This window comes from Shinella fusca (assembly GCF_014203155.1).
Lineage (GTDB): Bacteria > Pseudomonadota > Alphaproteobacteria > Rhizobiales > Rhizobiaceae > Shinella > Shinella fusca.
In genome coordinates this window covers 294,507-312,583 of the sequence record NZ_JACHIK010000002.1, presented here as the reverse complement: position 1 = coordinate 312,583, position 18,077 = coordinate 294,507, and the positions used below count along the sequence as shown (strand labels likewise).

Annotated in this window: 13 protein-coding genes; 4 read left to right on the top strand and 9 right to left on the bottom strand. The window is 67.3% G+C overall.

The window, feature by feature from the left end; translation table 11 throughout:
- Nucleotides 1-15: 15 nt before the first annotated feature.
- The 9 genes from tssM to HNQ66_RS23745 form a co-directional block, all read right to left on the bottom strand.
- The gene (tssM, locus tag HNQ66_RS03735) at nt 16-3,495 is read right to left on the bottom strand and encodes a type VI secretion system membrane subunit TssM (protein WP_184141019.1); all 3,480 of its coding nucleotides are present in this window, start codon (nt 3,493-3,495) and stop codon (nt 16-18) included.
- Nucleotides 3,496-3,527: 32 nt separating this feature from the next.
- Nucleotides 3,528-5,318 (bottom strand): type VI secretion protein IcmF/TssM N-terminal domain-containing protein, encoded by a 1,791-nt coding sequence (locus tag HNQ66_RS03730; protein WP_184141017.1) that lies wholly within the window; start codon nt 5,316-5,318, stop codon nt 3,528-3,530.
- Nucleotides 5,315-6,784, bottom strand: coding sequence for a type IVB secretion system protein IcmH/DotU (gene icmH, locus HNQ66_RS03725; RefSeq protein WP_184141015.1), 1,470 nt, complete (start codon nt 6,782-6,784; stop codon nt 5,315-5,317). The genes HNQ66_RS03730 and icmH overlap by 4 nt, the downstream gene beginning before the upstream one ends.
- A 10-nt stretch (nt 6,785-6,794) precedes the next feature.
- Entirely contained in the window at nt 6,795-8,126 is a 1,332-nt protein-coding gene (tssK, locus tag HNQ66_RS03720; RefSeq protein ID WP_184141013.1) for a type VI secretion system baseplate subunit TssK, read from the bottom strand.
- A gap of 71 nt (nt 8,127-8,197) precedes the next feature.
- Complete coding sequence (gene tssJ, locus HNQ66_RS03715; RefSeq protein WP_281396970.1) at nt 8,198-8,746, bottom strand: type VI secretion system lipoprotein TssJ; 549 nt, start codon at nt 8,744-8,746, stop codon at nt 8,198-8,200.
- An 8-nt stretch (nt 8,747-8,754) separates the two neighbouring features.
- The gene (locus HNQ66_RS03710) at nt 8,755-9,507 is read right to left on the bottom strand and encodes an FHA domain-containing protein (protein ID WP_184141002.1); all 753 of its coding nucleotides are present in this window, start codon (nt 9,505-9,507) and stop codon (nt 8,755-8,757) included.
- Nucleotides 9,508-9,579: 72 nt separating this feature from the next.
- The gene (locus HNQ66_RS03705; RefSeq protein ID WP_184141000.1) at nt 9,580-10,656 is read right to left on the bottom strand and encodes a methyltransferase domain-containing protein; all 1,077 of its coding nucleotides are present in this window, start codon (nt 10,654-10,656) and stop codon (nt 9,580-9,582) included.
- Nucleotide 10,657: 1 nt separating this feature from the next.
- Nucleotides 10,658-11,038 (bottom strand): PAAR domain-containing protein, encoded by a 381-nt coding sequence (locus HNQ66_RS03700; RefSeq protein ID WP_184140997.1) that lies wholly within the window; start codon nt 11,036-11,038, stop codon nt 10,658-10,660.
- Entirely contained in the window at nt 11,035-12,051 is a 1,017-nt protein-coding gene (locus HNQ66_RS23745; RefSeq protein ID WP_184140996.1) for an ATP-binding protein, read from the bottom strand. The genes HNQ66_RS03700 and HNQ66_RS23745 overlap by 4 nt, the downstream gene beginning before the upstream one ends.
- Nucleotides 12,052-12,147: 96 nt before the next feature.
- On the opposite strand from HNQ66_RS23745, the gene HNQ66_RS03690 reads away from it, so the two are divergent.
- The 4 genes from HNQ66_RS03690 (at nt 12,148) to HNQ66_RS03675 (ending at nt 18,068) form a co-directional block, all read left to right on the top strand.
- The gene (locus HNQ66_RS03690) at nt 12,148-12,510 is read left to right on the top strand and encodes an anti-sigma factor antagonist (protein WP_184140994.1); all 363 of its coding nucleotides are present in this window, start codon (nt 12,148-12,150) and stop codon (nt 12,508-12,510) included.
- 146 nt (nt 12,511-12,656) lie between these two features.
- The gene (gene tssH, locus HNQ66_RS03685; RefSeq protein WP_343059433.1) at nt 12,657-15,362 is read left to right on the top strand and encodes a type VI secretion system ATPase TssH; all 2,706 of its coding nucleotides are present in this window, start codon (nt 12,657-12,659) and stop codon (nt 15,360-15,362) included.
- A gap of 72 nt (nt 15,363-15,434) precedes the next feature.
- Nucleotides 15,435-15,911 carry an Hcp family type VI secretion system effector gene (locus tag HNQ66_RS03680; RefSeq protein ID WP_184140990.1) on the top strand — a complete coding sequence of 159 codons (477 nt, stop codon included), beginning with the start codon at nt 15,435-15,437 and terminating at the stop codon, nt 15,909-15,911.
- 120 nt (nt 15,912-16,031) lie between these two features.
- Complete coding sequence (locus HNQ66_RS03675; RefSeq protein WP_184140988.1) at nt 16,032-18,068, top strand: type VI secretion system Vgr family protein; 2,037 nt, start codon at nt 16,032-16,034, stop codon at nt 18,066-18,068.
- Nucleotides 18,069-18,077: the final 9 nt, after the last annotated feature.

Sequence of the window (18,077 nt, the reverse complement as noted above, 5' to 3'; positions counted from 1 at the left end):
GGAAACGAGGCCCCGTCATAAGGCCGGGCACACGAAGGAGGAGAGCACGTCGTGGGCGAAGGGATTGCGCGTGGCCGGCGCGGTCAGCCGCATCAGGACCGCGCGCTTGCCGAGGCGGAACTGGTAGGTAACGATGTCCGTCGGATCCTTCTCGATCTTCCTGCCCTGGTCGAAAAGCCGGAAGAGCGCCCAGGCGCCCTGCTCCGTCAGGATATTGCGCTGGCCCTCGATCTCCGGCGTCATCGACATGGCGGCGCCCGCGACGAGGTTTTCCGGCGGCCAGAGGTATTGCGTGCCGGCGGGCGGTCCGTGCGTATAGCTCGCGACCTTGCCGCCGATGTCGAGGAGGAAAGCGCGCGCCGTCGGGTCGAGCTTGCCCACCTCGACGGTGAAATCGACATTCGGCTTTTCCTGGCCTGCGAAGAAGACCGTCGTTATGTCGTCCGCCTTCTCGAAAGCCGCCAGCACCGTATCGGGAAAATCGAGGCCGAACTGCTGGCCGCTCTTCCAGCGCCACGGCTTGGTGGTGCGATCGATATAAGGCTTCAGGTAGGTGTCGCGGAAGGCGGCGATGGCGCCCTGCGGACCGAGCAGGCGCGAGAAGTCGTCGAGCGAGGTGTCGTTGATGCTGCCGGGATCGAAGGGATAGCGGCCGACCGTCGTGGCGGTGCACAGCGGCAGGACCGTCGAATTCCAGATCTCCACGAGCCGCGCACGCGAGCTTCCCCCGGTGATCGCGCCGGCCTGGGCGAGGATACGGGCGAAGAAGGGCTGGAGGCTCGCCGGCAGCTTACCGTTGCGGTCGGTCAACTGGCCGAGCAGCGTCTGCGGCTCTGCGCCGAGTTCCAGGACGTCGCCGCCGGCCGCCACATGGTTGAGCTGGCGATAGAGCGGTTCGAGCGCCGCCAGCATGTCGTCGAGCAGAGCCTGCTGGCCTTCGGCCGCCGGCACGACGGCGTCGTGGAAGGCCTTGAAATGACTGGTGACGGACTGCGGCACGTTGACGACGCGGCGCGGTGCACGAACGGTCTTCGTGACCTGCGACAGCCGCTCGGCGGCAAGCGTCTCGATGGCGTCCGCCGCACTCGTCGAAAGGTCCTGGAGGTCCACTTCCGCCGCGATGGCAACGAGCAGTTCCCTGGCGGGCGATGGATTGCCGGCGACGATCGCCACGGCATCGGCAAGGCGCCGGGCGTCCGTCTCGCCGGCAATGCCGAGATCGGCGAGAAGGCTGTCCCAGCGGCCCATATAGGCGACGCGGTAGAGATCGGCGAGGCCATCGCGCAGACGCCCCACCTCGCGTTCGCGGTCGAGCACCGTATCCGGCCGGCCCATCACCCAGAGATCGTCGGCGAGCGTATCGGCGGCCTTTCCGGAGGCACGCATCATCACGCCGACGCCGGCCTTGGTATAGATACCCTCGATGCCGTCGAAGAAGCTCGCGCCGCTGACCCGCGCCAGCGCCTCGGGACCGGAAAGCCCCATATGGTCGACCGGGCGCCACGGCGCCATCGCCTTCACCTCGGGCAGGGTCAGCGCGAGGTCGTAGGCGAGCCGCGCGAGGCTGTAGTTCGTGATGTCCGCGCGCGCCTTTTCCACCAGTACGGGATCGGCCGCCGGCGTCTGGAACGAAATCGATGCGAGCTCGGAGAAATGCGCGGCAAGACGGCGGTCGACGGCTGCGCTGCGATCGTAAAGCATCCAGTTCGCCGCGAAATCCGGGCCGAGCAGCGCGGCGGTCTCGCGCCTCGGCGGGCGCTCGCCGGTCAGCATCAGGTAGAACTTCAACTGGTTGAAGCGTAGCGCGGCGGGCGTCGCCGGATTGGCGAGGCCCTGCCGCAGATATTGCCAGACGAAGGGGAAGAACAGGTTGGCGAGCGCCTTGTCGTAGGCTTTCCGCGCCTCTCCTTGCGCCGACGCGGGGCTGTAGAGGCCGTAGGTGGCGCCGCGCGGTTCAGCCTTGGCGATGGCCGCCAGCCGGTCGAGCACGGCCAGCACCGGCTCGAAGCGCATGGAGAGCGTGCCGCCGGGCACGGCCTCGGCAATCTCGCCGCGCGCCGTTGCCGTCTGCTCCTTGAGGCCGGCGACATAGGCCCGCCCGTCGCTGAAGCCGAACCACCAGAAGACGAGGAGGGCGAAGGCGGCGACACCGAGCGCCACGTTGATCGCAAGGTCCTTCATCCGTGCGGCGACCAGCGCCGGCCGCGTCAGGCCGCCGAGATCCGCTTCGGGCAGGATGACCTTGCGGAAGAGACCGTAGAGGAAAAAGGGGCGCACCCGCCGCATGCCGGGATCGGGCGTCAGCGAGAGCGTGGCGGGGCTGCGGCCGAAGAGCGGCGCGAGCGAGCCGCCCAGTGCATCGACATTGTCGCCCGTCTGCCGGCAGGAAACGAAGAAGACACCGCGCAGGTTGGTCGCGGTGCCGAAACGATGCAGCGTGGCGAGTTGCTGCACGAAAGGCTGGATACGTTCGCGCAGGAGCGCGAACTGCGCGGGGAACTCGAAGGCACGGCGGCGGCGCAGTTCGTCCGGCTCCTCCTGCAGGCAGACGAACTGGCGCTGCGTGATGCGTTCGGTGAGTCCCGCAAAGCCCCGCTCGAGCGCTTCCGATGGCCCGCGGGCATCGCCGCCGATATCGGGCGCGATCGGCAGGCCGAAGGCGGCGGCGCGCTCCTCGCTTGTCAGGTCCTCGAACAGTTCCTCGAAGCCGACGACCCGGTCGAGCTTGGTGACGACGATATAGACCGGCGCATTGGCACGCAGGCGCTGCACGGCCTCGTCGAGCCGCTGGCGAAGGGCGGTGGCGTAGGCCGCCGCCTGCTCCGGCAGCATGGCGAGGAGTTCATCGACGCTGACCGCGACGACGATGCCGTTGACCGGCTGGCGGGAGCGAAGCCCGCGGATATGCTGGAGCGCCTCGAGCCAGAGCTGGCGGGCCTGCGGCTCCTCGCTCGCGGTCAGCCGGCCGGCGAATTCGATCAGGAGGGCCTGGTCGCTGATATGGAAGCGGGCGGAAGGCGCCTCCACCGCACCGTCGCCCTCGAAAGGCAGCGTGAGGCCGCTTGCGCGCACCAGCGCGGTTTTTCCCGCCCCGTCCGTGCCGAGCAGCATGTACCAGGGCAGCGCATAGCGCGCGCTGACGAAGAGGTCGCCACGGCCGCGGCGCAGGAGCGCCATCGCCCGGCCGGCGGCCTCGCGAAAGGCGGAAATCTCCACCTCCGTCGCCGCCTTCTCCTTGTCGGTACGGGCGGCCGCCTCTTCTTCCTGCTTGCGCAGGGCGGCGAGCAGCGCGGCCTCCTCGCTGCTGCGCCGGGTGCGCATGAAGAAGCCGAGGCCGCCCCAGACAAGGGCAAGCACCAGCAGAAGGGCAAGACGCGAAGCGGCCGAACCGAGCGGACGCACCTCGCCGAAAGCGATCAGCGGGCCGACGAACCAGATGAGAAGCGCCAGCACCAGGACGGCGAGCGTCAGGATGACGCCCGGCCGCCGCAGCACCCGAAACCCTTTCCTTATCCGTGCCCGCACGCTCACGTCAGGCTTTCCCGATAGGCGATGCGCCGGCGCGCCGCCTCGACATAGGCCGGATCGACGGCAAGGCCGCCCGCCTCGGTAACCGCGGCAAGTGCCTCTTCGACGAAGCGCGCATGCCCTTTGCCGGCGATGGCCGGAGCGCGTTTTTCAAGCCAGGCCTTCAATTGCGGCGAGGCGGGATCGCCGGCCTTCTCGGCAAGGGTGATCAGGTCGTTGAGAGCTGCCGTATCGTTGCCGTCGTCGACGAGGTCCGCCTCAAGCCAGGCAATGACTTCGGGAACGAGGGCATTGACCCGGACCGCCTGTTTGGCGCCGGCAATGCCGTTTCGCAGCATGTCGCGCTTGTCGAGCCAGAAGGCATAGGCCGGCACCGGCTTCTCGGCGGCCAGCATCGCGTCGACGGCGGCGAGCCGTTCGAGGGCGGCGAGCATGTCCGGCACGTCGCCGCGCCGGGCGGGGCTGGTGAGCGGCGCGGCATTGCCGACTGCCTCCTGCACCTGCCGGCGCAGGCCGATTTCGTGGTCGAAGGTGGTGAACAGGACATAGCCGCCCGCCGCGCAGACGAGAAGCGCAGCCGCAAGCGGCAGCCAGCGCAGCACGGGGTGCGAGGCCCCCTGCCGCTCCTTCAGCACGAGGCCGGCTTCCGGCAGGATCGCCTTCTTGACCGCGCCGCTGATGAAATAGCCGTGATTCAATTCGTCGTCGACGCCGAGATCGGGCGGCAGCATGCCGCTGCGCGGCATGGCGAAGCGGCGCGAGAGTTCCGGCAGGAGCGCATCGATGGAGAGCATTTCCTGCCGGGCGCTCGTCATGAAGATGCCGCGCAGCAGGACACCCCGCCACACGCCGTTGCCCGCCGGCAGCATCGCGTCGATGGCCGGCATGACGATGCGCTGGATGGCGGCGATTTGTGCGGTGAAGCCGTGGATATGCCCGCAGCGGATCGCGTCGGCTTCGCGGGAAAGCAGCTCGATATGCCGGCGCCGCATCGTTTCGACGATATCGCCGAAGCCCGCGTCGATTTCCGCATGCAGCGCCTCGACGGTCTTTGCCTGCCGGGCGTCGTGCGACAGCGCGAAGCCCCAGGGCTGTGCCCGGTCGGCCGGCTCGATGCGCTCGAAGATCTCCTGGAAACCGGGCACGAGGTCGGTGCGCGAGAGCAGCACATAGGCGGGAAGCGCCTGGTCGAGCATCTCGTCGGCCTGGCGGAACCAGGCGGCGATGGTCTCGGCGGTCATGCGCTGCTCGAGCTGGTCGGCCAGCACGAGATCGGCAGGGCTGACGACGACGAGGACGCCGTTGACCGGCAGCTTCGGCCGGACGGCGCGCAGCAGGCGGAAGAGCTCGCCCGCCCCTTCGGAGACCTGCGCCTCGACGAAGACGGCGTCCGGCCCGACCCACCAGCTCGCCGGCCCGATGGTCTTCGGCATGCCGAGCCGCATTTCCGATCCTTCGAGCAGCGAGGTCTTGCCGCCGCCCGCCGGACCGACGACGAGGAAGAAGGGCACGGAATAGCGCCCGCGCGCGCCCTTGAGGCCGCGGTCGGCAAGGAAGGCATCGACCTGACGGCGCAGTTCGCGCAGCGCCGGCGTTTCGGAAGGTCCGGCACGCTTGAGGAAGAAGCGTGAGAAGAGCACCGGCACGAGCGCCCAGAGCACGACGGGCACAAGCGGCAGGAACGTGCGCAGGGTCGGATCGTCGACGGGAGGCTGCTGCGCCAGAAACCAGCTCGCGGCCAGGGCGGCCGCAAGTCCGAGAAGCCAGAAAAGCAGCAGCCATGGCCTCATTGCGTCTTTTCCGCCGGTATCTGGAACTCGACGCGCCTGTTGCGCGCCCGGTTCTCCGCGCTTGTGTTCGGCAGGATCGGATCGTTGGCGCCGCGCCCCTCGAAGGTGACGCGGGCGGGATCGTCGATATGGCGTTGCAACATCTGCGCAGCCGATCGCGCGCGGGCAAGCGAGATCGCCATGTTGTCGCCAAGCGGGCTTCCCGCGCCGACGGGGATGTTGTCCGTATGGCCGACGACGACGATGGCGCCGCTCTCGGCGTCGAGCGCATCGCCGATGCGGGTGATCAGCGGCTCCTCGGCAAGCGCAAGGTCCGTTCCGCCGGAGGGGAACGACGCCTTCAGCATGCGGATGGCGACCTTGTCGCCGATGCCCGCAACTTCCACGCGCCCGTCCGTAATCTCGGCGGCGAGCGCTTCCGACAGCCGCTCGATCTGCGTCTTGCGCACCGGCGGCACGGGATCGGGAATGGCCGGAATGCCGGCACGTTCGACGAGCAGCGGGATGCCCGGCACGAGCGCGGCGATCTCGGTGGCGGTCTCCTCCATGCTGGAGCGCAGGCTGATGGAGGAAAAGGCCCAGACAACGGCGAGCAGCGCCAGCAGCGCGAGCGCCGCCGCCCAGGGGGCGGCCATGCTGCGCGGGGCGCGGTGCGGCGCGGCCGCGCTTTGCCAGACCTGCGAGAGATTGCGCTCGTAGGGTCCACGGACGCGGCGGATGACGCGGTAGAGATCCTGCCGCAGGCGCGACAACTGCCCCTGCCCGCCGTCCATGACGCGGTATTTGCCGCTGAAGCCGATGGCGAGGCAGATCGCCATCAGTTCCAGGACATCGATATTCTGCTCGGGCTGCTGGAGAAGCTGCTGGAGAAGGTCGTAGAAGCGCTCGCCGCCCCAGGTCTCGTTGTAGAGGATGGAAACGAGGCTCTGGCTCGCCCAGCCGGTCGTGGCGCCCCAGCGCGTATTGAGGATGATGTCGTCGATGACGGCGCAGAGCGCATAGCGCGATACGCGCACCAGCCGGTCCGGCGTGTCGCGTGCCATGGCGGCCGTCTCGAAATTGCGGATCTCCTCCAGCACGCGGCGGCGGAACTCGGCGATGTCGTCGGGGGCCGCACTTTCGTTGAGCCGCCCGGCAAGCCACAGGAGCGGCGAAGCGGCGCCGACCAGCGGGTTGACGGCGGCAAGGTCGAAGGCTTTCTCGATGGCCGGGTCGCCGCGATGGCGCGCACGCTCGACGGGCAGCGCGTCGAGGCCGAAATCGAGGTCCTGCCGCTGCGCGGCCGCCGGGCGGGTGGCGAAGAAGCCGCCGTCGTCGGCAAGCGCCCCGCCCGCAAGGCCGGCAGCAAAGGCGTTGCCCCCGGTGCCTTCCTGCCCGAAGCCCGTCGTCTGGCGCGGCTGCGTGCCGCCGAGCGGCCTGCGGATCGTATCGTCGGCGCCGGGGAAGTCGGCGAAGGGATCGTTCACATCCGCCTCCTCAATCCTTCACGGCCCAAAGGTCGAGTTCGAGCGCCGGGAAATCGCCGGCGACGTGGATGGCAAGCCCGTTGCCGGCGGCGACCTGCTTCCAGATCGGGCTGGAGCGGTCGAGTTCGAAATACGCCTTTCCGGTATGATAGGGGATCTGGCGCGGAGCGACCGGCAGTGCACGCAGCATGATGCCCGGCAGCGCCGCATTGACCAGTTCCGTGATCTGCTCGGCGGCGCCGATCTTGATCTGGCCGACGAGCCGGCGCACCAGCGCATCGGCTGGCATGTCGGCCTTGGCCGCGAGGATGAAGGAATATTTCGAGTAGATCGAGCGATCCGGCACGTCGGCGACGCGGATGCCGTAACGGTGCTCGACAAGCGGGATTGTGATGGCGCTGCGTTCCAGCACCGCGCTGAGCGCCTGGCGCACGGCAGCGGCGACCGGCGCGAAGGAAAGCTGCAGGCGCTCGTGATCGTAGACCGGGAACGGCCGCGGGCGGTGACCGGCCGCCGTGAAGGTGGCAAGCTCGCCGGCAAGGCCGATCATCGCCACGAACAATCGCTCGGGATGCACGAAGGCGGCGGAGGCCATGTGTGTGAAGACGGGCTGCCAGCGGTTGATGGTCTGGAGCATCATCAGGTCGGTGATTTCCGCCGCCGTGCCGACATTGGTGCCGGCCAGCCGCCCGGCGATCGCCTCGCCGCGATGGTTGAGCAGGCCGACGATCTCGGTGAGCAGGCCGGAGAGGATCGGCGAGACGGCGCAATCCATGGCCGGAGGCACGTAGCTCTCGTCGAGCACCACGGAATTGTCGCTGCGCACCTCCACGATGCGCGCGAGCCCGATGCCGACGAGGCCGCTGCGATCGCTCGTCTCCAGGCCATAGCGCAGGCGCAGCTTGCCGACATTGATGGGCGCGGCGGAAAGATCGGAACTGTTGGCGTCGGCGACGTCGATCTCGGCGAGCGTATAGCGCGTCGTCAGCTCGGCCTCGGCTTCGGCCACCTCGCGTCCGCCCGGTTCCGTCAGCGGCAGCGTGAGATAGATGACGGCATTGCGGACGTTCTCGTTCAGCATCAGCGGGGGCAGCCGCAGGCTGTCGTCGGGAAGGGAGAAGGGCGTGCCGTCGGCAAAGATGCCGGAGGCGCGCTCGACGGCGAACTGGCCGATGGAGAGGAGTTCGCGGTTGAGGCGCAGTTCCGTCAGGCCCCAGCCATAGGGCACGAGCCCCTTGGTGCGGGCGCGAAGCTGGCGCTCGAAGTGGCGCGCCTCCTGCTGGAAGTGCTGGGCACGGATAAACATCCCCTCCGACCAGATCACCTTGTCATCGAACGACATCCGTACCCTTCCTCACGTCGGCGGCGCGGGCCTTGCCCAGCGCGCCGCCTTGCCCCTCGCCTCGGCGTGCCTCAGTCCTGCGGCCCCAGTTCGATGGACAGCGTCTTCAGCTCGGCCTTGAGCTTGAAGCGCTTGTCCCCCTGAAGCCCGACCATCGCGCGCCACTTGGCCTCCTCGAAATTGCGGAACCCGACCACGACGGCAACGATCGTCGTGCCCTCGATCAGGTTCGCCTTCACCCTTTGCACCTCGCCCGGTGCGAAATAGAGCTCCGTCTTGCCCAGCATCGTCGGCCCGAGCGTCTCGGCATCGGCCTCCCAGAGCTGGCGAAAGCTGGCATTGGCGAATGCCGTCTCGCCGTTAAGCTGGTAGAGCCGCATGACCACGGGCTGCGGCAGGCCGTCAGGCCCCGGATTGACGAGCGGCGAGGCGACGGCGATGACGTCGAGGCTCGCCGCGGCCGGCGCCGGCTTGATCTCGATCTCCTTCGGCGGCGGCTTCTTCGGTATCAGGCCGCAACCGGAAAGAGGCAAGGCAAGCAGGCACGCGCACAGGAGAAGCGCCAAAGGGCGCGAAACGGCCGCGCACGCCCTTGTCGGCCACCACACCACTGGAGACATTCCAGTCGTCAACCCGCCTTCTCCTTGCGAAGGAGGTCACGCAACCGCCCCTCAAGCCTACGCTTTTCGTCTACCGACAAGACCGACATCGCCGCTTCAACAGCCCTGGCGAACACCGCCACGTCCAGCCCTTCCGCCTGCGCGACGAGATTCGATTCCCCATTGAGCGGCGAGGCTACCGCCTCCCCCAGCGCAATGGTATGTGCATTCGAGGCATTCCCCATGCCCCCGGGGATATCCACAGATTTCGGCTCGCCATGCCGGTCCGTCGCATCGGGAATCCACCAGTCCTGTAAGACCGCAACCTTGCCCCTGGCATTCTCCGCCGCCGTTTCCGGCAGAACGACCGCCGTTGCAGCCTCCGCGGCCACGGTATCGAAACCGAACGGCCCCTCGGGGAAGGGATCGTCCGCAACGACGGGCTGCGGGGCCTTGACATCCTGCGCCGGCGCATCCGTTTCGAGGAAGACGGCGATGATCGCGTCGCCGAGCGTCAGCACGTCCCGGTCGACCAGCAGGCGGGAGGCCTCTCGACCGAGCGGGATGCCGTTGACCAGGACGCCGTTGGTGGACATGTCGGTGAGCAGGAAACCGCCTGCCTGGCGTTCGACGCGGCAATGGCGCTTGGAAACGATGCGCTCGGGGTCTGCGAGAACCCAGTCGGCCTCTTGCGACCGGCCGATGACGATGGACCCCGTCTCGACGGTTTTCTCCCGCAAACCGGACGTCAGGCGCTCGGGCCCCTTGAGTACGAGTCGCAATCGCATATCCACCCCCTCTGACGATCCGCCTTCCCGCCGGAACGGACACGCAGAATCGCTGGTCAGCGGATGTTACCCCACCGCCTTGCGGGCGACTACCAGATAGGCGGAATAATACATGCAGGAGCGGTCGTGCAGCCGGACGTGCCAGGGCACTTCCCCGACCGCTCCGATGCGGCGAAGGCTTCCGGCGGCAAGCGGTCCCTCGGAAAGCAGAAGATCGAGGATCGCCTCGGGACTGCCGGCATGGCCGGAGCGTTGCGAGTGGCCTCCGAGCCAGGCTTCCACCGGCGTCACCTGCCCTGCCCAGTCGAAGGGAATGGAGAATACCGCCCGTCCCTCGTCCGCCAGGACGCGGCTGACCTCGACGAGCCCGGCGCGCGGATCGCGCATGCAGTCGACGACGTTCATGCCGATGGCGAGCGCGAAGGTGCCGGCGGAAAAGGGCAGCGCCAGCGCATCGCAGAGCCAGACGTCGCCGCGCGCGCCTGCCCCGTGGCGGAGCGCATAGGACCGCCGGTCGTAGACGAGGCCGACGCGCCGAAGGCCATAGTCGATGCGGCCGCCGACCACGGCCTGCCGGCCAATGCGCGCCAGCGGCACGGAAAGATCGATGCCGACGACATCCCGGCCGAGCCGCTCGGCAGCTTCCGTCACGGTACGGCCCGCCGCGCAGCCGATGTCGAGCACCGGCCCCTCCGGCAGGTCGCCGAGCCTGTCGAGGGCTTCACCGAGATTGCGCGCCACCGCGCCGGGCGCACCGCCACCCGGCACCGGCGCAAAGGGCGACGGATCCTGGTCGCCCCAATGGTCCCAGGCATAGGAGGAGACATGCTGGCGGATCGATTCAAGACCGCTGCCCGGACCCGCCGCATCGCCGAGCAGGCTTTCCACGGCAGGCGTCAGGTCGTTGCGCGCCAGGAGGTAGAACAGGTTCTCCTGTACGAAGCGGCGCACCTCCGGCACGATGATCGGCATGCCGTCGACAATGGGGAATTCCGAGCCGCAGCCTTGGCAGGCGAGAATGCCCATCCGGACGTCGCCGGCCGCCTCGGCTTCGACAGTGGTGAGCGCCAGTCCATTGTCCTGTCCGCTCAGCCGGCAGACCGGGCAGACCGGCCGCAGTTTCTCGAAATGGGAAAGGCGCACGTCAGCCGCCGATCATCACGGTCGGGCAGCCGGGCGGCAGGATCTTGCCCACGGGACTGGGGATCGGCGCGACGCAGGCCGCATGCAGCGTCAGGTCGTTGACCCTTGCGGCCGGCAGGTTGCCGATGAGGACCGTGGAGGAGCCCTTCGAGATCATGCCCGGCCCGCCGGGAACGCAGCTCGGCAGCGAGCAGAGAATGGTCATGTCCGTGACGCGGGCAGCCGGCATGTTGCCGATCATCACCGTCGGCAGGCCGCCGATGATGGCGAGCGGCAAAGCGGGATGGGGAACGGGCGTCGGCACGAGCGCGGCCGGATGGATCGGCGCATGGCAATGCGGCGCGTCCTGCTTGACCAGGTCTCCCATGCGTGCGGCGTTCATGATGCCCTCTCAGCCAGGCCGGCGAGCTGCTTTTCCAGTTTCAACACGTTCCAGCCATTACGGCGCTCATAGGAAACCCTGTCAAGCAGCGTGCGGACGAAATGCATGCCGAGCCCGCCGATCTGCCGGCTTTCGAGGTCCGCATCGAGATCGGGCGCGGGAATGCCGAGCGGGTCGAACGGCCGGCCGTCGTCCTGTACCTCGATGGTCAGGGATCCTCTCGCGATCGAGAGCGCCAGCAGGATCTCATGCGCATTGCCGTCCTCGAAGCCATAGTTGACGGCATTGGTCAGCACCTCGTCGAGCGCGACGTCGATGCCGGTCAGATCCGCCTCGCAGGCGCCGTGCATCTCCAGGAAGCGGCGTGCCTTCTCACCCGCGGCCTGAATATCGCCATGCGTATTGCCGATCGAAAAGACGGTCTCCTCGGCGAGCCGCCCGCGCGCCTTGAAAAGCACGGCGCAGACGGCGCCGGACGCGCCATGGCCGATGCGGGCGCGGACAAGGGCGGCCATGCCCTCCACCGGCGCGGCCGTCGCCTCCTGCGGAATGTCCATGCCGCCGGCCGTCAGCCACAGCATGTCGCCGGCCGCAAGACGCCCCTCGCCCGCCAGCGTCACCGCCGCCTTTCCGCGGAAAGCGCCGGAGGCCGTGCCGGCGACCACGTCGAGCACGACCAGCGCGATGTCGAGGCCGGTTGCGTCGGTTCGTGCGGCAAGGACGTCCAGGGCTTCATCCGCCGTGCGCGCCGTGGCGAGAACGGCCCGAATCAACTGCTTGACGCCGGCCGCGCGCAAGGCCGCGGCAACGTCGCCGCCTGCCACCCGCACGGCGCTGACGGCCAGAACCGAGCGCGCCGGCCAGAAGTGATCATGAAAGGAGATCGCGCCGCCTGCGTCGTGCGCACCGCCCTCGAGTTCGACCTCGCGCCGTACGGGAAAGCGCTGCGGTGCAAGCAGCGCGCGAAGCTGCGCGACCAGGCCGTCCTCCGACAGAGGGTCGCCCGCCGTCACGCCGGCACACCGCTAGGTTTCAAAAAACGTTGTGGCAAGTGATACGACTTTCTGGAATCATCGCCTGCATTCGACGCCGTCCGGCGAAATGCCAGAGTGATCAACGAAAAGCGTAAGGTCAATATCATCATGAACATCACCGAGGCCCGGCAAGGCAGCAAGCTCGTCGTCACCCCCACGGGGCGGATCGACAGCCAGACCTCGCCCGTTTTCGACCGGCACCTGACGGCGGTCGTCGAACGGGGGGATGTTCACCTCGTCATCGATCTGACAGGCCTCGACTATATCAGCAGCACCGGGCTTTCCGCCTTCCTTTCGGCCGCCAAGAAGGTCCGCGCGGCCGGCGGCAGCATGGTCCTGGCAGGCCTCAACAGCCGTATCCGGCTGGTGTTCGAGATGAGCGGTTTCTTAAGGTTGTTTCCGATTTATGCCAATGTCGAGGCCGCACTCGCCGGTTGAAGCGGCTCGGGCGTGGACTTTTGCGGGAACTCGGAATTAAGTGGGTAACAATTCCGCTCACATGTGATTTGATGTGATTCGTCAATTGCGCTGATCTGTGGTCGTCTGGTCGGTGCGGCAAAAGCTGGGGGGCTTTCTTGCTGAACGTGGATCTGCAATCGCTGGTGGGGCGACTGAACGCCCATTGCCGTTCATCGCTCGAAGGCGCCGTGGGCCTGACGCTCTCGCGCACCCATTACAATGTCGAAGTCGAGCACTGGCTCAGCAAGCTGATCGAGGCGAGCGACAACGACGTCGCGGCGATCCTGCGCCATTTCGAGATCGACACCGGCCGGCTGGCGGCAGACCTCACGAAGGTGCTCGACCGGATGAAGACCGGCAACAGCCGTTCGCCGGCCCTCACCCCCAATGTGGTGAAATGGGCGCGGGAAGCCTGGATCTTCGGCTCGCTGCAGTACGGCGACACCTCCATCCGCAGCGGCTATCTCCTCGTGAGCCTGCTCGGCGACGATTCCCTTTCGGCGCTTGCGCGCGATGCCTCCCCGCAGTTCGCCCGGATCAATGCCGAGACGCTGAAGAGCGGCCTCCTCAAGATCGTCTCGGGCAGCAGCGAGGCCGGCCAGTCGGCGGCGGGCAGCGGCAAGAGCGCCGCCTCTGCCGGTGGCGCACCCGCGGCCTCCCCCGCCGGCGCGGTCGGCGGCTCGGCGCTCGACCAGTACACGATCAACCTCACGGCGCGCGCACGCGACGGCAAGATCGACCCCGTCCTCGGCCGCGATTCCGAAACGCGCCAGATCGTCGACATCCTCACCCGCCGCCGGCAGAACAATCCGATCCTCACCGGCGAGGCCGGCGTCGGCAAGACGGCCGTGGTGGAGGGCTTCGCGCTGAAGATCGCCGCCGGCGAAGTGCCGGATGCCCTCAAGGACGTGGAGCTGCTCTCGCTCGACCTCGGCCTCCTGCAGGCGGGCGCCGGCATGAAGGGCGAATTCGAGAACCGCCTGAAGAACGTGATCGAGGAGGTCAAGGCCTCTGCAAAGCCCATCATCATGTTCATCGACGAGGCGCATACCTTGATCGGCGCCGGCGGTGCTGCCGGCCAGAACGATGCCGCCAACCTCCTGAAGCCGGCCCTCGCCCGCGGCGAGATGCGCACCATCGCGGCGACGACCTGGGCGGAATACAAGAAATACTTCGAGCGCGACCCGGCGCTGACCCGCCGCTTCCAGGTGGTCAAGGTCGAGGAGCCCGGCGACGAGGCGGCCATCGCCATGATGCGCGGCCTCATCCCGACGCTGGAGCGCCATCACGGCGTGCGCGTCCTCGCCGAGGCCGTGGAGGACGCCGTGCGTCTTTCCCGCCGCTACATTCCGAGCCGCCAGCTTCCCGACAAGGCGGTGAGCCTGCTGGATACGGCCTGCGGGCGCGTCGCCATTGCCGCCAACGCCATTCCCGCCGCGGTGGAGGACCGCCGCCGCCGGCTCGACATGATCGACGTCGACCTCGGCGTGCTCGCCCGCGAAACGAAGATCGGCGCCGACCATGCGGCCCGCATCGCGGACCTCAACGAGGAACGCGTACGCGTTGCCGAGGAGCTCGAAAAGCTCGAGGATCAGTGGAAGCGCGAGCAGGACCTCGTTTCCCGCATCCGCGGGCTGCACGACGCGCTGACCGCGCCGGACGACGCGCCGGCGGAAAAGAGTCCGGACGAGATGAAGACGGAGCTTTCCGCCCTCACCGCCGAGCTCGAGGCGCTGCAGGGCGAGACGCCGCTGATGCGCGTGACGGTCGACAGCCAGGCCATCGCCGAAGTCGTCGGCAACTGGACCGGCATTCCCGTCGGCCGCATGGTCTCCAACGAGATCAAGACGATCCTCGGTCTTAACGACAAGCTGCGCGAGCGTGTCATCGGCCAATCGCATGCGCTGGAGGCGATCGCCGAAACCATCCGCACGTCCCGCGCCAAGCTGCTCGATCCGCGCAAGCCCATCGGCGTCTTCCTGATGGTCGGCACCTCCGGCGTCGGCAAGACCGAGACGGCCCTGGCGCTCGCCGACCTCCTCTATGGCGGCGAGCAGAACCTCACCGTCATCAACATGTCGGAGTTCAAGGAAGAGCATAAGGTCTCCATGCTTGTCGGCTCGCCCCCCGGCTATGTCGGCTATGGCGAAGGCGGCGTGCTGACGGAGGCCGTGCGCCGCCGTCCCTATTCGGTGATCCTCTTCGACGAGATGGAAAAGGCCCATCCCGGCGTGCAGGACGTGTTCTACCAGGTGTTCGACAAGGGGATGCTGCGCGACGGCGAAGGCCGCGACATCGACTTCAAGAACACGGTCATCATCATGACCTCGAATGCCGGCACCGATCTCATCCACAAGCTCTATGCCGATCCCGACCGGCGCCCGGACCTTGCCGAACTGACGGAGGCGATCCGGCCGGAGCTCCTGAAGAGCTTCAAGCCGGCCTTCCTCGGCCGGTGCTCGGTCGTGCCCTATTTCCCGCTCGCCGACGACGTCATCCGCCAGATCGTCTCGCTCCAGCTCGGCCGCATCCGCAAGCGCTTTGCGGAGAACTACAATGCGACGCTTTCCTGGGACGATACGCTCGTCGAGGCGATCGCGAGCCGCTGCACGGAAGTGGAGAGCGGCGCGCGCAACATCGAATACATTCTTTCGCGTGGGCTCCTGCCGCGCCTTTCGTCCCATGTGCTCGCCGTCATGGCGGAGGGCGGACAGGTCGGCGGGCTGAAGGCCGTGCTCGACGAGAACGGCCAGTTCGAGTTCCACGCGCAACCCTCGGATGGTTCGGTGGCGCAACCGGAACAGCCGGCGGAACTGGCGGCAGCGAAGTAAGGCATACCGGGCGGCCCTTGCGCCGCCGCGGCACATCGATCGAACTCAATCCGAATACGAAGGGAGCGCACCATGGCAATCTACCTGAAATACGAAGGCATCGACGGGGAAGCGACGCACGATACCCACAAGAAATGGATCGACATCACGTCGCTGACGTTCGGCACCGGCCGCGGCATTTCCACCCCGGCCGGCTCGACCGCCAACCGCGAAGCGAGCGAGCCGAACATCAGTGAAGTCGTCGTCACCAAGCAGCTCGACGGCGCCTCGCCGAAGCTGTTCACCGAATCGGTGACGGGCACCGCCGGCAAGAAGGTGGAAATCCACCTCGTCAGCACCGGCAACCCGGGCAACACCTATGTCGAATACGTGCTGACCAACGGCCTCATCTCGGGCTACAGCATCTCGTCCGGCGGCGACCGTCCGTCGGAATCGATCTCGATCAACTTCACCAAGATCGAGTTCAAGTTCATTCCCTACGACGACAAGAACAAGGGCGGCACGCCGGTCACGGTCAACTACGACCTCACCTCGACGAAGAGCGGCTGATATCCTTTCAAGACCCTTCGGGGCACGGCCGCCGCCCGGCGCCGCGGCCGTGCCCCGATCTCGACGGCATTTCGTGCGGCGATGCGCGCCCGACGCGCATCCATCGGGCAGTAATACCCCATGGCGACGACCCTAGTTCAAGAGGACCGCTGGATCACCCTCGAGACACCTCTCGGGGAGAACGCCTTCGTCGCGACGGAAGCGCGCGGCACCGAAGGCATTTCCACCCTGTTCTCCTTCACGGTCAGCGCCCTTTCCCCCCGCAAGTCGATCGATCCGAAGGACCTGCTCGGCAAGAGCGTGACGCTCTCGCTTGCCCGGCCCGGCGGCAAGCGCCGCTTCGTCAACGGGATCGTCACCTCCTTTTCGGCCGGCGCCTTCACGCGCAACGACTACCGGCTCTATACGCTCGTGATCTCGCCGAGCCTGTGGGTGCTGCAGCGCACCTCCGACTACAAGGTCTTCCAGGAAAAGACGGTCGTGGCCATCGCCGAACAGGTGCTCGGCGATAACGACGTGTCCTTCGAAAAGAAGCTCAACGGCACCTACGAGACATCGGAATACCGCGTGCAGTTCGGCGAAACGGATTTCGCCTTCCTCCAGCGCATCCTCGCCGAAGAGGGCATCTTCTATTTCTTCAAGCACAAGAACGGCGAGCACAAGCTGGTGCTGGCCGACAATACCTCGGCCTATGCCGATTGCGCGCAGGCGACGGTGGAGTACCGCCAGGCGCAGGAAGACGCCGTCGACAGCGTGCACGTCTTCGATACCGGCGCGAGCCTCACCGATGCCGTCTGGCACATCGAGGACTACGATTTCGAAAAGCCCGCCAACAATATCGAGGGCGAGCGCAAGACGAACCAGCAGCCGGCCTCGGGCAAGAAATGGGAGCACTACCGCTTCCCCGGCGCCTCCGTGAAGGCGGACAGCCTCAAGCAGTTCGCCGCCGTCGCCATCGATGCCGCCGAGGCGGGTTTCGAGACGGCGACGGGCGCCGGCACCTGCGCGAGCTTCACCAGCGGCCACGCCTTCACGTTGAAAGGCCATCCGGTCGCCGCGGAAAACCGCCGCCTCGTCCTCACCGAGGTGCATCACGAGGCGGTCGACCGCGCCCATTTCACCACGCGCCCCGGCGCCGAGGTGAAGCCCTATTACCGCAGCAGCTTCACCTGCATGCCCGCCTCGCGCATCGCCCGCAATCCGCTGCCGATGCTGAAGCCCGTCGTGCAGGGGCCGCAGACCGCCGTCGTCGTCGGCCCGTCGGGCGAGGAGATCCACACGGACAAGTACGGCCGCATCCGCGTCCAGTTCCACTGGGACCGCTACGGCAAGAAGAACGAGAAAAGCTCCTGCTTCGTGCGTGTGGCGCAATCGCTCGCCGGAAGCAACTGGGGCTCGGTCTTCGTGCCGCGCATAGGCATGGAGGTGGTGGTGCAGTTCCTCGACGGCGACCCGGACCGGCCGCTGGTGACGGGCGCCGTCTACAATGCCGACAACATGCCGCCCTGGGCCCTGCCCGGCAACATGACGAAGAGCGGGCTGCTGACCCGCAGCACCAAATCCGGCCAGACGGCGAACGCCAACGAGCTTTCCTTCGAGGACAAGAAGGGCGAGGAGAAGATCACCTTCCACGCCGAGAAGGATTTCCTGCGCGAGGTGGAGAACGACGACACGCTGGATGTCGGCCACGACCAGAAGCGCACGATCAAGAACGACCGCACCACGACGATCACCGAGGGCAATGACGGCCTGACGATCAAGAAGGGCAACCGGACGCAAAAGATCGAGACGGGCAACGACACGCTCGACATCGACAAGGGCGATCGCACCGAGACGCTTTCGGCCGGCAACGACACGCTGACGCTGAAACAGGGCGACCGATCGGTGACGCTGACGATGGGCAATGACAGCCTGACGCTCAACCAGGGCAACCAGACGACGAAGGCGAGCACCGGCAAGATCACGCTGGAGGCGATGCAGGGCATCACCCTCAAATGCGGCGGCAGCACGGTGGAGCTCACCCCGGGCGGGATCACCATGAAGGGCGTCACCCTTTCGATCGAGGGCTCCGCCAAGACCGACGTGAAGGGCCCGATCGTCAATGTCGCCGGCGACGGCATGGCCATCCTCAAGGGCGGCATGGTGAAGATCAACTGAGACAATTCC

Bases quoted from the DNA above. Each gene is read 5' to 3' on its own strand.
- HNQ66_RS03730 (WP_184141017.1), bottom strand. From the start codon at position 5,318: ATGAGGCCATGGCTGCTGCTTTTCTGGCTTCTCGGACTTGCGGCCGCC.
- tssK (WP_184141013.1), bottom strand. From the start codon at position 8,126: ATGTCGTTCGATGACAAGGTGATCTGGTCGGAGGGGATGTTTATCCGT.
- tssJ (WP_281396970.1), bottom strand. From the start codon at position 8,746: ATGTCTCCAGTGGTGTGGTGGCCGACAAGGGCGTGCGCGGCCGTTTCG.
- HNQ66_RS03700 (WP_184140997.1), bottom strand. From the start codon at position 11,038: ATGAACGCCGCACGCATGGGAGACCTGGTCAAGCAGGACGCGCCGCAT.
- HNQ66_RS03680 (WP_184140990.1), top strand. From the start codon at position 15,435: ATGGCAATCTACCTGAAATACGAAGGCATCGACGGGGAAGCGACGCAC.
- HNQ66_RS03675 (WP_184140988.1), top strand. From the start codon at position 16,032: ATGGCGACGACCCTAGTTCAAGAGGACCGCTGGATCACCCTCGAGACA.